Annotated in this window: 13 protein-coding genes and 1 tRNA gene; 9 read left to right on the top strand and 5 right to left on the bottom strand. The window is 61.5% G+C overall.

The annotated features are described in order from the left end of the window. Positions 1-5: 5 nt before the first annotated feature. Positions 6-860: a LysR family transcriptional regulator gene (locus tag CPH57_RS21240; protein WP_033645100.1), complete on the bottom strand. Its 855-nt coding sequence runs from the start codon at positions 858-860 to the stop codon at positions 6-8. 210 nt (positions 861-1,070) lie between these two features. Between CPH57_RS21240 and CPH57_RS21245 the strand changes: the two genes are divergently transcribed. The 3 genes from CPH57_RS21245 to CPH57_RS24475 all read left to right on the top strand — a co-directional run bounded on the left by CPH57_RS21245 (position 1,071) and on the right by CPH57_RS24475 (position 3,798). Beyond that, positions 1,071-2,186: a cyanate transporter gene (locus CPH57_RS21245; protein WP_277988502.1), complete on the top strand. Its 1,116-nt coding sequence runs from the start codon at positions 1,071-1,073 to the stop codon at positions 2,184-2,186. A 75-nt stretch (positions 2,187-2,261) separates the two neighbouring features. Further along, positions 2,262-3,605, top strand: coding sequence for an esterase-like activity of phytase family protein (locus CPH57_RS21250; protein ID WP_025304806.1), 1,344 nt, complete (start codon positions 2,262-2,264; stop codon positions 3,603-3,605). Positions 3,606-3,703: 98 nt separating this feature from the next. Then, a tRNA-Sec gene (locus CPH57_RS24475) sits at positions 3,704-3,798 on the top strand. 147 nt (positions 3,799-3,945) lie between these two features. On the opposite strand, the gene CPH57_RS21255 is transcribed toward CPH57_RS24475, so the two are convergent. Further along, positions 3,946-4,284 carry a colicin E1 family microcin immunity protein gene (locus CPH57_RS21255; protein WP_033645080.1) on the bottom strand — a complete coding sequence of 113 codons (339 nt, stop codon included), beginning with the start codon at positions 4,282-4,284 and terminating at the stop codon, positions 3,946-3,948. Positions 4,285-4,483: 199 nt separating this feature from the next. Then, positions 4,484-5,386, bottom strand: a complete 903-nt coding sequence (locus CPH57_RS21260; protein ID WP_046688564.1) for a LysR family transcriptional regulator — start codon at positions 5,384-5,386, stop codon at positions 4,484-4,486. A gap of 140 nt (positions 5,387-5,526) precedes the next feature. On the opposite strand from CPH57_RS21260, the gene CPH57_RS21265 reads away from it, so the two are divergent. The 6 genes from CPH57_RS21265 (at position 5,527) to CPH57_RS21290 (ending at position 11,392) form a co-directional block, all read left to right on the top strand. Beyond that, positions 5,527-7,062 carry an MFS transporter gene (locus CPH57_RS21265; RefSeq protein ID WP_033645079.1) on the top strand — a complete coding sequence of 512 codons (1,536 nt, stop codon included), beginning with the start codon at positions 5,527-5,529 and terminating at the stop codon, positions 7,060-7,062. Positions 7,063-7,103: 41 nt separating this feature from the next. Continuing rightward, on the top strand, positions 7,104-8,147 hold the full coding sequence (locus CPH57_RS21270) for an HlyD family secretion protein (RefSeq protein WP_046688034.1): 1,044 nt from the start codon (positions 7,104-7,106) through the stop codon (positions 8,145-8,147). Beyond that, positions 8,144-9,589, top strand: a complete 1,446-nt coding sequence (locus CPH57_RS21275; protein ID WP_033645077.1) for an efflux transporter outer membrane subunit — start codon at positions 8,144-8,146, stop codon at positions 9,587-9,589. The genes CPH57_RS21270 and CPH57_RS21275 overlap by 4 nt, the downstream gene beginning before the upstream one ends. Further along, positions 9,570-10,343, top strand: coding sequence for a siderophore-interacting protein (locus CPH57_RS21280; RefSeq protein WP_033645076.1), 774 nt, complete (start codon positions 9,570-9,572; stop codon positions 10,341-10,343). Before CPH57_RS21275 ends, CPH57_RS21280 begins: the two co-directional genes overlap by 20 nt. 21 nt (positions 10,344-10,364) lie before the next feature. Further along, positions 10,365-10,808 (top strand): universal stress protein, encoded by a 444-nt coding sequence (locus CPH57_RS21285; RefSeq protein ID WP_033645075.1) that lies wholly within the window; start codon positions 10,365-10,367, stop codon positions 10,806-10,808. Between the two features lie 71 nt (positions 10,809-10,879). After that, positions 10,880-11,392: a DUF962 domain-containing protein gene (locus CPH57_RS21290; protein WP_046688035.1), complete on the top strand. Its 513-nt coding sequence runs from the start codon at positions 10,880-10,882 to the stop codon at positions 11,390-11,392. Between the two features lie 64 nt (positions 11,393-11,456). Here the strand turns inward: CPH57_RS21290 and CPH57_RS24605 are convergent, their stop codons facing one another. Further along, on the bottom strand, positions 11,457-11,627 hold the full coding sequence (locus CPH57_RS24605; protein ID WP_162837995.1) for a hypothetical protein: 171 nt from the start codon (positions 11,625-11,627) through the stop codon (positions 11,457-11,459). A gap of 380 nt (positions 11,628-12,007) precedes the next feature. Further along, positions 12,008-13,108 (bottom strand): alkene reductase, encoded by a 1,101-nt coding sequence (locus CPH57_RS21295; protein ID WP_033645073.1) that lies wholly within the window; start codon positions 13,106-13,108, stop codon positions 12,008-12,010. Positions 13,109-13,363 lie beyond the last annotated feature (255 nt).

A 13,363-nucleotide genomic window follows, 5' to 3' on the forward strand; every position in this document is an offset into this window, starting at 1 on the left:
CTGCCTTACTTCAGCCCGCAAAACGCCGCCAGCCGCTGGGCCAGCGCCAGCGTGGCGGCGGGAGCGCCGTCGCGGTAGTAGAGCGCCAGTTCGAAGCTGTCTATCGGCGGCAATCCTTCGGCCGCGCCCAGCACCCGGTGCGTCGCCAAACGGCAGCCGGCCGGCAGCAGGGTGACGCCCAGCCCGGCGGCCGAAGCGGCGGTCAGCGCCGCCAGGCTGGCGCTGCTGTAGCCGATGCGCCAGCGTTTGCCGAGGGTGTCTAGTGCCTGGCACAGCTCGTCGCGGTACAGGCCGTTCAGTGGAAATACCGCCAGCGGCACCGGCGATTGCTCGATGGCCGGGAAGGCCAGGCTGTCCAGCCACAGCAGCGGTTCCGGCCGCGCGGCGCGCGGCGGTTGCCGGCGGCGCTGCTTCACCAGGATCAGATCCAGCTCTTCACGCGCGTAGGCGTTGTGCAGATCGGCGCTCAGGCCGCTGGCGACGTCCAGCCGCAGGTGCGGGTGCTCGCGGCTGAATTCGGCCAGCAGCCCGGTGGTGGGCACGGCGAAATCCTCCGGCATGCCGATCCGCAGCACGCCGTCGCGCCAGATGCCGGTCAGCGCATCGTGGGCTTCTTCATTCAGCGCGATAATGCGGCGCGCGTAGCTCAACAGCTTGACGCCTTCTTCGGTCAGCAGCACCTGATGCGAGGAACGCTCAAACAGCGGCTTGCCCAGCATCTCTTCCAGCCGGCGCACCTGCTGGCTGACGGTGGACTGCGACAAAAACACCCGCTCTGCGGCGCGGGTGAAGCTGTTGCTGTCGCACACGGCGACGAAGCTGAGCAGCAGCTGCGGATTGAACATCGGGTAGCGATTCATTTTCCCACTGTTGGCTATTTTATTATTTAATTTCCCAATACTAGCGGCGTTGCCTACAGTAACGCAACGCTGCGGCGATCGCGCTGTGACGCCGCACTCTTCATTTCGCAGTACCAGGAATATACCGTGTTAAATCATTCTGTTAATTCATCCTCCCCGCGCCGCTGGTTCAACCCCCTGTTGCTGGTGCTGGTGTTGATCGGCCTGAACATGCGGCCGCTGTTGACCTCGATCGGCCCGTTGCTGCCGACGCTGCGCCAGGCTACCGGGCTGAGCTTTGGCGGCGCGGCGCTGCTGACCACGCTGCCGGTGCTGATGATGGGGCTGATGGCGCTGGCGGGCGGCGCCATCAACCGGCTGTTCAGCGAACGCAGCGCGGTGACGCTGAGCCTGCTGGCGATCGGGCTGGGCGCGCTTTGGCGCGAACTGGCCCCCGGTAGCGTGCAACTGCTGATGAGCGCGGTGCTGGGCGGGCTCGGCATCGGGGTGATCCAGGCGGTGATGCCCGGCATCATCAAGCATCATTTCCTCAACAGCATGGCGCTGGTGGCCGGGCTGTGGTCGGCGGCGCTGATGGGCGGCGGTGGGTTGGGGGCGGCGATCACCCCGTGGCTGATGAGCGTAGGGCACGACTGGCACAGCGCGCTGGCCTGGTGGGCGTTGCCGGCGCTGGTGGCGCTGGTGGCCTGGTGGCCGGTCAGCCGCGGGCTGTCTCGCCTGGGCGCGGCGGGCGAAAACCGCGGGCCAGGCCTGCTGCGCAACCGGCGCGCCTGGCTGCTCGGCGCCTATTTCGGCCTGATCAACGGCGGCTATACCAGCCTGATCGCCTGGCTGCCGCCGTATTACATGCAGCTCGGCTGGCAGCCGCAGGCCAGCGGTTCGCTGCTGGCGCTGATGACCTTCGGCCAGGTCGTGGGCGCGCTGCTGTTGCCGGCGCTGGCGCGCAATCATGATCGGCGGCCGCTGCTGCTGCTGGCGCTGATGATGCAACTGATCGGCTTTATCGGCCTGATTTACCTGCCGCAGACGCTGCCGTGGCTGTGGGTGTTGGTTTCCGGGCTGGGGCTGGGCGGCGCGTTCCCGCTGTGCCTGGTGCTGGCGCTCGATCACCTGCACCAGCCGGCGGCGGCCGGGCGGCTGGTGGCCTTTATGCAGGGCGTCGGCTTCCTGTTGGCGGGCGTGACGCCCTACCTCTCTGGTCTGCTGCGGGACTACAGCGGCGGCTTCGTGCTGGACTGGCAGATCCACGCGCTGCTGGTGGTGGCGCTGATCGCCATCACCTGGCGCTTCCATCCGCACAGCTACCGACGGGCGTTCGCCGAATAATATTTCTGTCATTGCCGTTCCCTATAGTGACGTTGCTTTTACTTCTGGGCGATAACAACGAAAAGGGACAATGACATGCACAACACCAAAACCCGGCTGGCGCTGCTGGTCGGCTGCATGGCGCTGAGCGCCAACCTGTGGGCCGACGCGCAGCCGGTGCAAGCGACGCTGGCCGGGCATGCGCTACTGCCGGTGAAATCCGCCGTTTCCACGCCGAAGGATGCGCCGAGCGATTTGCAGCAGAGCGGCAAATACACCAGCGGCAAACGCGTCACCGAGCTGGGCAGCGTGGCGGGCAAATCCGCCGATCGCCTGACCGGCCTCGGCCTGCCGATCGACGGCCAGCCGCTGCAGGGCCACTCCGGCATCAAACACATGCCCGACGGCACCTACTGGGTGCTGACCGATAACGGCTTCGGCAGCAAGGCCAATTCGCCGGACGCCATGCTGTACCTCAATCACTACAAGATCGATTTCAAAGACGGCACGGTCGCGCCGCTGAAGACGGTGTTCCTGCACGATCCGGATAAAAAGGTGCCGTTCCACATCATCAACGAGAGCACCGAGAAGCGTTATTTGACCGGCAGCGATTTCGATCCGGAAAGCTTCCAGTTTGCCGACGATGCCTTATGGATCGGTGAAGAGTTCGGGCCTTACCTGATCAAGGCCGACCTGAACGGCAAAGTGCTGGCGGTGTTCGACACTCAGGTAGACGGCAAGGTGGTGAAATCGCCGGACAACCCGACGCTGACCCTGCCGGGCGCGCCGGACGGCAAGCAGAACTTCCAGGTGGCGCGTTCCAAAGGCTTTGAAGGCATGGCCGCCTCGCCGGACGGCAGCAAGCTGTACCCGCTGCTGGAAGGGGCGCTGTGGGACGGCGAGCAGTTCGAGAACGTCGGCGGCAAACGCTACCTGCGGGTGCTGGAGTTTGACGTGAAACAGCAGGCCTGGACCGGCCGCAGCTGGCAGTACGTGCTGGAAGACAACCAGAACGCCATCGGCGACTTCAACATGATCGACGCCACCCACGGGCTGGTGATTGAGCGCGACAACGGCGAAGGCACGCCGGATAAAGCCTGCGCCGCCGGCGCGCCAACCGACAACTGCTTCAGCCAGGTGGCCAAGTTCAAGCGGGTGTATAAAATCGCCTTCTCGGACGCCAACGTCGGCAAACCGGTCGAAAAATTGGGCTATATCGACCTGATGAACATTCAGGATCCGAACAAGCTGGCGCGCAAGCCGCTGAACGACGGCGTGCTGACCTTCCCGTTCTTCACCATCGAAAACGTGGACGTGGTGGACGCCAACCACATCATCGTCGGCAACGACAACAACTTCCCGTTCTCCTCCAGCCGCCAGCCCAATATGGCGGATGACAACGAGTTCATCCTGTTGGACGTGAAGGATTTCCTGAAGTAGCGCTCCCCGGCCGCCGAATCGCCGGCGGCCGCCATTTCCCGCTTAGCGCAGCGAACAAACTGCGCTATAATCAGCGCCTTGCTTCTTCTCTTCTCCAAGGAAGATCCTCGTCCCCGGTGGGGCGGCCGGACTTCAAATCCGGTTGGGGCCGCCAGCGGTCCTGGGCAGGTTCGACTCCTGTGATCTTCCGCCAATCAATGTCTCCCAATCTCCTCTGTGATTGTCGGCTCCGGTAGGGGTAATTTGCTTCTTTCGCTTTGTGATAGCGCAGCTTGCGTGGGTAGAAGAAACGTTCATGAAGAAGGACTATGAGGCAGTAAGCCGTTGACGTAAAAACCGCTTACGCGGCCTTTTTATTTCTGAGAAACAGGGCAAGCAGATACAGGGCGCCCAGCGGCAGGGCCATGACATAACAGAATGCATAATACAGGATCAGCACGCCATTTTTGCCTATGGTATCGGCGAACAGTCCGCGGTGCCAAAATTCTTCACTCGTGAACTGCAGGGCGGCCATTTCAGTGCCTTTTTTAGCACAGGGATACAGTAAAAAGCTCAGGATGGAGAGGATCAACGAAAGTGCGATATTCACCATGTCCTGGAAAGAATAGATGTAATAAAGCGCGATAAAAAAGTAAGTCACGCCCCACACCTGACTTTTCCAATAATACGCTTTGGTCATTTGTACCTCCCTGGACATGAGTTCCTTTCTGTTTTCGTGCTTGGCGAAATGGAATATCGATGCCATTGCCCGCGTTGCGCGGTTTACCCAAGACGTCTGAGTATGCGCAGGGCTTCGGCAAAATGCCATGTTACCGGCTTATCTGGCAGGCGTATTTGGGTTCTGCCGCGAGCGTCCCTATCCCCAATACACCATCCCCTCACTCCCGCTGCAAAAAGAACTGCTTGATGGTCTGCCGCAGCCAGCGGTGCGCCGGATCGCGATCCAGGCGCGGGTGCCAGGCCTGGACGATAAACACCGATTCAAGCTCGAGCGGCAGCTCGATCTCCGCCAACGGCAGGTGGATATTGCTCACCCCCTGCAGCACGTGGCGCGGCAGCGGCAGGATAAAGTCCGACTTCATGGTCAGCATCATCGCCGAATGAAAGCCCGGCAGGGTCAGGGCGACGTTGCGCTGCAGGCCGAGATCGCGCAGCGCGTCGTCGATCGGCCCCTGCGTTCGCCCGCGGCGAGAAACGCTGATATGCGGGTAATGGGTCAGGGTTTCGGGCGTTACCCGGCCGATGATCGGGTGCCCAGGGCGCACCAGCGCCTGAAAGGTGCTGGTGAACAGGCTCTGCGTTTTGATTTCCGGGTGCCAGTCGCGTGAGGAGCCGATCACCAGATCCACCTTGCCGCTGCGCAGCGCATCATCCTCGCCGTCGCTTTCTGCGATAAACTTCAGGCCGCTTAACGGCGCCATGTCCCGCAGCGTCTCCAGCAGGCCGCCCGCCAGCGCGCCGATAAAAATGTCGTTGGCGCGAATGGTGAAGGTTCGGGTCAGCTTGCCGGGCTCGAAGGATTCACTCGGCGCGATCAGCGCGGCGGCCTGTTCGATGATATCGCCGAGCTGGCGTTTCAACTCCAGCGCGCGCGGCGTCGGCACCAGATGCTTGCCGGCCCTGACCATGATCGGATCGTCGAACTGCCGGCGGATGCGCCCCAGAATGCGGCTCATTGCCGGCGCGCTCAGATTCATCTTCTCGGCGGCGCCGCTCACGCTGCCTTCTTCCAGCAGCAGATTCAGCGCATAGATCAGGTTGAAATCAATTTTTTGCGGCATGGCCTCTCCGGTGGTGGTGCGCTCAATGGATTGCGTTTTGTGCAACTAGTTAATTACATCATTTCATTTTAAACAATCCAAATAAGCCCGGATACTGCCCACGACAACAAAGATTGAGGCTGAAACAGCAGGAGTGGGGAATGGTTGAGGTGTCTGTTACGCCGCATCACAAGAATAGATGGCTCGCCAGCGCCGGCGAAATCAACGGCCGTACCTGGCTGGGGTTGTTCGGCGTGTTTTTGGCGGTGATGGCCAGCGGCGTGGGGGAAAACGCCAGCAAGTTCGCGCTGGCGGATATACAGGGCGGCATGCTGCTGAGTTTCGATGCCGGCAGCTGGCTGACCACGTGCTACGTCACCGGTTTTGTGATCGGTTCCGGGTTCACGCCCTGTTTTTGGCCGACCTTTTCGCTGCGCCGGGTGGCGCTGACGATGTGCGGCATTTACCTGGCCGGCGGGCTGCTGACGCCCTGGCTGAGAGAACAATATGGCGTGCTGCTGGCGGTGCGCAGCCTGCAGGGCTTCGCCGGCGGCGCGTTGCCGCCGATGCTGATGACGGTGGTGCTGCGTTTTATGCCGCCGCTGATCAAGGTGCTGGGGCTGGGCGCCTACGGCTGGGTCTCGGCCTGGAGCGCTACGCTGGGCGCCACCGCCGCCGCCTTCGCCTTTCACTGGGGCTGGAGCGGATATTTCTACTGGAACCTGCCGCTGATGGCGATCGCCGCCGTGTGCATCGGTTACGGCCTGCCGCAGGATCCGTTGCGGCTGGAGCGCCTGCGGCAGTTCAACTGGCGCGGCCTGCTGCTCGGCGGCATGGCGCTCGGCATGCTGACGATGGGCATCTCACAGGGGGAGCGCCTCGACTGGCTGAACTCGCCGCTGATCTACGTTTTATTGTTGGGCGGCATTGGGCTATTGGCATTATTTCTGATTAACGAATGGTATCACCCGCTGCCTTTTTTCAATTTGCAGCTATTAAGCAAAAGGAACTTGTCCTTCTCCTTAATTACGCTGGGTGGCGTGCTGTTAATTATGGTGTCGCTGGTCAATATCACGTCGGGATATTTATCCGCGATTCAGGGTTACCGTCAGGAACAAACCTCCGACTTAATGCTGTGGGTGGCGTTGCCGCAATTAATTACGCTGCCGATCGTCGCCATAATTTGCAATACGCCGCGGGTGGATTGCCGCTGGGTGCTGGCGATCAGCCTGCTGTTGATGGCCACCGCCTGCGTACTGGCCGCCCAGCTGACGCCGGAATGGAACGGCGACACGTTTCGCGTCATCGCACTGTTGCAGGCGATTGCTCAACCGATGGCGATCATCCCGTTGCTGATGCAGGCGACCGGCGGGCTGTTGCCGACCGACGGGCCGTTTGCGGCGGCGTGGTTCAACGCGGTGAAAGGTTTCGCCGCCACCGCGGCCGGCGGCGCCATCGCACTGCTCAGCCGGCAGCGCGGGGATTATCACGCCGGTACGATCGCCGACGGCTTCGGCTCGGCCTATAGCCGCGCATCGGGATCGGCGGAGCAGTTGGCGCAGCTTGCCGCCCGGCAGGGCCACGTGCTGGCCAGCGCCGATCTTTATCTGTTGGTTGCCGGCCTGGCGTTATTACTGACCGCGCTGATTTTAGTTATGCCGACCCGTATTTACCCGCCGCGTTCGGTCGCTGCCTGACATTTTATCATCAGACATAAATATTAAGTGGAGTCACTTTTATGGCTAACAAGAAAGTCGCCGTTGCCGTATTGGCGGTTGCCGTCATTACGCTGGGGTTATTAATGAATAAGTTCTTTATTAAAGAAACACAGCAGAATACCAACGACGCCTATATTCGCGCCGATATCTCGCGTATTTCACCGCAGATTGCCGGTGAAATTGCGCAGGTGTTGGTCAGGGACAACCAGTGGGTCAAACAGGGGGAATTGCTGGCGGTGATCGACCCGCGTGAATTCAACGTCGCGCTGGCGCAGGCGACGGCCCAGGAGCAATCCGCCCGCGCCCGCCAGGACGACGCCGGGGCCAACCTGACCCGACAGAGCGCGCTGATCGCCGCCGCGTTGGCGGAGCGGCAGGCGGCGCAGGCGGAGCTGGCGTTTGCGCGCCAGGAGCAGAACCGCTACCAGAGAATGGCCAGCAGCGGTGCGGGGTCGCAGCAGGCGGCGCAGCAGGCGACAACGCGGGTGCACACGCTTTCCGCCAATGTGGCGCAGGCGGAGGCGACGCTCAAAGCGGCGCGAAACATGGAGCAGGTGCTGCAAGCCAAGCTGGCGGACAGCGATGCCGAGCTGATGCTGGCGCAGGCGAAGAAAGCGATGGCCGAGCTGAACCTGTCTTACACCCGTATCACCGCGCCGATCGGCGGCGTGATCGGCAAGAAAAGCCTACGGGTCGGGGAGTTCGTCAAACCGGGCGATGCGCTGCTGGCCATCGTGCCGCAGGACAAGCTGTACATCATCGCCAACTACCAGGAAACCCAGTTGGAAAACATTGCGCACGGGCAGTCGGTAGACATCCATATCGATACCTTTCCCGGCCAAACGCTGAAAGGGCTGGTGGACAGCATCGCGCCGGCTTCCGGCGTCAGCTTCGCGGCCGCGGCGCCGGAGAACGCCACCGGCAACTTCACCAAGATCGTTCAGCGCATCCCGGTGAAGATTGTGTTTGATATCAACAAAGAGCACGCCGCCTTGCTGAGCGCCCTGCGCGTCGGCATGTCTGCGGACGTCAGCATCAATACGCTGGACGGGGGCCTGCAATGAACAGAGTCGTGATCCCGCTGCTGCTGATTGCGCTGAGCGGCTGCCGGGCGGTAGGGCCGGACTACGCTCGGCCGCAGAACGCGCTGCCCGAAAGCTGGGGGGAGCAGGCCGGCGGCGGGGCGCTGCCGGTGGCCTGGTGGTCGATATTCAACGATGCGTCGCTGTCGCAACTGGTGCAGCGCGCGGCGGCCGGCAACCTGGATCTGCAGCTCGCCACGGCGCGCATGCAACAAAGCCGCGCCCTGCTGGGCGTGACGGAGGCGGCGCTGATGCCGGATCTGAGTCTGGACGGCGCTTATCTGCGCCAACGCGCCACCTCGGTGGGCAGCATGGATCCGTCCGGCAACGGCGGAGAGGCGGATTATAACCTCTGGCGCGGCGGAGCCAGCGCCACCTGGGAGCTGGACATGTGGGGCAAGCTGCGTCGCGCGTCGGAAAGTGCGCGCGCCAGCTTCGCCGCTTCGCAGGAGAACCGGCGCGCACTGCTGACGTCGGTGACGGCGGAGGTGGCGAGCGACTATCTGCGCCTGCGCGCCACGCAGCAACAGCTGGCGGTGGCGCAGGAAAACCGCACTACGGCGCTGCGCACGCTGCAGCTGACGCAAAACCGTTATCAGAGCGGCGCGGGCAACGAACTGGATGTCGATCAGGCGCAGGTGCAGTTGGCGCAGGTGGATGCCCTGCTGCCGGCGCTGTTCGATCGGCAGGAACGCTTGATCAACGCCATCAGCCTGCTGTTGGGCGAGCGACCGGGCGCGCTGACAGCGATGTTGTCGCCGACGGGGCCGCTGCCGACGCTGGCGCGCGCCGTGCCGATGGGGGTGCCGTCGGATCTGGCGCTGCGCAGGCCGGATATTCGCGAAGCGGCGGAGCGTTTGCATCAGGCGACCGCCGAGATCGGCGTCGCCACCGCCGACTACTACCCGCGCATCACGCTGACCGGCAATGCGGGTTATCAGGCGTTGGCGCTGGCGGATATGGGCAGTTGGTCCACGCATACCTTCGCCATCGGCCCCGCCCTGTATTTGCCGCTGTTCGACGGGGGGAAAATCACCCAACGGGTGCGCCTGAGCGAATACCGGCAGCAGGAAATGGCCATCGCCTACCAGCAAACGGTGCTGCGCGCCTGGCACGAGATTGACGACGCGCTTGCCGGTTATCGCGCCCAGCAGCGCCGCCAGACGCACCTGGCCGAGGCGCTGGCCGCCAACCGACACGCGTTTGCGCTGGCGCGCGACAGCTATCTGAACGGCGCCAGCGATTTTATCCACGTTCTGAGCACGCAGCGCGCGCTGCTGGATCTGCAGTCCGCGCAAATTGTTTCAGAGGAGGAGACGGCGATCGCCGTGGTGAATATCTATCGAGCGCTGGGCGGCGGCTGGGAACACACCTACCCGTCTGCGGCGCCACAGGAGAAGGCTGATGCACAACACGCTGAATAAGATTGTCGACGAGATGCTGGAAAGGGACACCCGCCGCAAACGGGAGGCCCGGGTGAGCGCCGTGCGGCAAGTCACCGCCCGGATCCGTCGCATCACGTTGAGCGGCGATGATGTGGATAAGTTTATCGCCGATCCGCGCGCGCAGGAGCCGGCCAGTTGGGTCAAAGTGTTCTTCCCGTGGCGCGACACGCTGGCCGGGCGGGCTTACACCCTGAGCGGCATCGACAAACTCGCCCGCACCTTCGATATCGATATGGTACTGCACGGCGAAGGCCCGGCGTCGAACTGGGCGCGCGACGCGATGCCGGGCGACAAGCTGGGGTTCGCCGGCCCTTGTTCCGGCGGCTTCCGATTGTTGCCGCAAACTCGCTGGCTGCTGTTGCTGGGCGATGAGACCGCGTTGCCCGCCATGCGCACCATTCTCGCCTCGCTGTCCGACCCGTTGCCGGTGCTGTGGTTCGCCGAAGTGGGCGATGCGCAGGAGATTCAGGATGTCGATTGTTCCTTCTTGCAGGTGAACAGCTGGCAAATTCGCACGCGCCATTTTGACAGCGTGATGAACAGCCCGCTGGTGCAGGCCGTCAGCCATTGCGAACTGCCGCCCGGCGAAGGGCAGGTGTGGCTGGCCTGCGAGCAGCAGATCGCCGCATACCTGAAGGCGCGCTTTATCAACGAAATGGGCGTCTCCCGTGCGGCGCTGTTTGCCAAGGGGTATTGGAAAAAGGGCGAAGCCAACTTCAAGGGCGCGATTTAACTCAGCCGAACGAGGATTGTTATGATTAAGAGAGTGTTATTGGCGGTGGACTGCTTTGAGCACAGCGGCAATGCCCTGGATTTTATGGCGCGCCTGCAAGGCAGCATCGGCGACGTGATCGTACTGACGGTGGTGGACAATGCCTTCACGCTCAGCCGTAGCGGCCTGCGTTTCGACAGCGAGGAGCGCGAGGAGTATCCCGCCGCGCAACGGGAAGAGGCGCTGGCGGAAAAGCAGGTCGGGCAGGTGACGCGGGCGCTGAAACAGCAGGGTTTCAACGCCCAGGGCTTGCTGGCTGCGGGGACGCCCATCGAGGTGATCCCGGAACAGATGGCGCTGTTCAACTGCGATTTGCTGATCATCTCGCACCGCCACCTGTCTTCGTTGGGGCGCTGGTTGAACGCCTCCGTCACGCGTGGCCTGCTGGATGAGATTGGCCAACCGGTATTGGTGATCCCGCGCTAAGCTATGGGTAAGGGCAGCCGCATGCGGCTGCACGCGTTCGGCGACGAAGGCCGTACATACCGGAGGTCAACATGCGAAGTCTGGAAGATCAACTTGCCGCTTATGCCGCCTATCATCGCGATGCGCGCAATATCGTCACGCACTTTATCGGCATCCCCCTGATCGTCGTCAGCCTGCTGGCGCTGCTCTCCCGGCCGGCATGGGGCGCGGGATGGCTGCCGTTTTCGCCGGCCTGCGCGGTGGTGATCGTGTCGGCTCTCTATTACCTGCGGCTGAGTCTGCGGCTTGGCGTCATGATGTTGGCGTTGCTGCTGCTGTGCCTCGGGGTCGGCGCCTGGGTGGCGTCGCTATCGACGACGGCGTGGCTGAGCGTCGGCATCGGCGGTTTCGTCATCGGCTGGCTGTTTCAGTTTGTCGGACATTTCTGGGAGGGACGAAAACCGGCGTTTATGGACGACGTGACGGGCCTGATCATCGGCCCGCTGTTCGTGCTGGCGGAAGCCTGCTTCCTGGCCGGCGGGCTGCGCGAACTGCAACGGAACATCGAAATGCGATCGGGCAAAGTGCGCAACGGGAGGGTATAAAATAAGGCGTCATAGGATTTTTCTGCGAGGCCCCTTTTGAAAAAAGAGGCCTGAAGACGACGGATTATGCGTATTGGATCAATTTCCAGGTGACCCCTTTGCCGCCATAAGGAGGCATGATATTGCCTTTAGCGATTGGCGCTGTGGTTGAGGGTTTGCCAACCACTTCCCAGACGCCGCTTTCCGGGCATTTCTGTCCTGTCGTGGCTGTAGTGCCAATAGGTGATTTAGACATAAGATCTTTCCTTAATCAATGCAGCGCCACAGTAGCGCTGTTCAGAAAGATATTTACACGTTCGTGTATATATTCAACCCTGTTCGGTCAATACGGACTATGTGTTTAAATCTCCAGTTAATATTGTCTTTTCCGTTTTTATTTTCGTTTTTTTCATTGTTTTTGTTTCAAATTATATTGTTTTTATATGCTTTGTTATTTTGTATTCTAATAAGAAATTGCAATGAAAATGTTTAATTTATTATTTTATATTTAAGGTTTTCGATTTTTTTCTTTATCGTGCGGACACTGAAAATCTGGATTATGTCGCTTATTTTTAAGAGCGTTGTTTGCCTGGCCGGCGAAGCCCCCCGCCTCCAAGCTCGGGGGGCTGAATGTATTTACCCGATCGCTGGGTAATCGGTGTAGCCTTCCCGGCTGCCGCCGAAGAATTTCTCTTTGATTGGCGCATTCAGCGCCAGCCCGTGCTGTAGGCGGTGAGGCAGATCCGGGTTGGCGATGAACGGGCGGCCGAAGCCGATCAAGTCTGCCCAACCTTTGGCCAGCGCTTCTTCAGCGCGTTCAGGCGTGTATTTGCCCGAGTAAATCAGCGTGCCGCGGAAAATCAGGCGCAGCGATTCTTTGAACGCCGCCGGCATCACCGGGGCATCATCCCAATCCGCTTCGGCGATGTGAATATAAGCGGCGCCGATATCGTTCAGCACGCTGGCCGCCGCCAGATAGGTGGCTTCCGGGGTATCGTCCTGCGAGCCCATCAGAGTGGTCAGCGGCGCCAGGCGCACGCCCAGTTTCTCTTTGCCGATGGCGTCCGCGACCGCCTGCGCGACTTCCCGCAGGAAACGCAGGCGATTTTGCAGTGAACCGCCGTATTCGTCGTCGCGCTGGTTTTCCCGTGAGTCGATAAACTGATTGATCAGATAGCCATTCGCACCGTGCAGCTCTACGCCGTCGAAACCGGCGGCGATGGCGTTGCGTGCCGCCTGGGCGTAGTCGTTAACGATCGCCGGGATTTCTTCCCGCGTTAAGGCGCGCGGTGCGGAGTGTTGCACCATTTCACCCACGCCATGTTCCGGCCCGCGGCCTTCGACATCCACGAACACCTTGACCCCGTCGGCCTGGATGGCGGAGGAGGAGACCGGCGCGGCGTGGCCAGGCTGTAAAATGGTATGCGACACGCGGCCGACGTGCCAAAGCTGCGCGAAGATCTTGCCGCCGGCCTGATGTACGGCGTCGGTGACTTTTTTCCAACCGGCGATGTGTTCCGGGGTGTAAATGCCGGGCGTCCAGGCATAACCCTGGCCCTGCTGGCTGATCTGCGTGCCTTCGCTGACGATCAGCCCGGCGCTGGCGCGCTGGGCATAATATTCAGCCATCATGTCGGTGGCGACGTCGCCGGCGCCGGCCCGTGAACGGGTCATGGGTGGCATGACGATGCGATTGTTCAGCAATAAACCGTTTAAAGAATACGAGTCAAAAAGCATGGCGCTTCCCTCATGTGAATTAGGCCGTGGGGCGATGATGTTTTGCTGAGGCCATTATATTTCGTCGTTTAATTCTAAAAACGCGCACAATAACAAAACACTTTTGCTCTGTGTTCAATAGTCGCGGCAGCCGCCGGTGAGCCGGTATGGCGGGTGGGCCAGGTGGCGAGAATGAACCCGATGTGCGCACGGGCGACGGCGGCTATTGCCTGTCGGCGCGTGGCTGAGATAGAGTCGGCTGCTGTTTTTCCCCAC

Source organism: Serratia sp. JKS000199, assembly GCF_900215455.1.
Lineage (GTDB): Bacteria > Pseudomonadota > Gammaproteobacteria > Enterobacterales > Enterobacteriaceae > Serratia > Serratia ureilytica.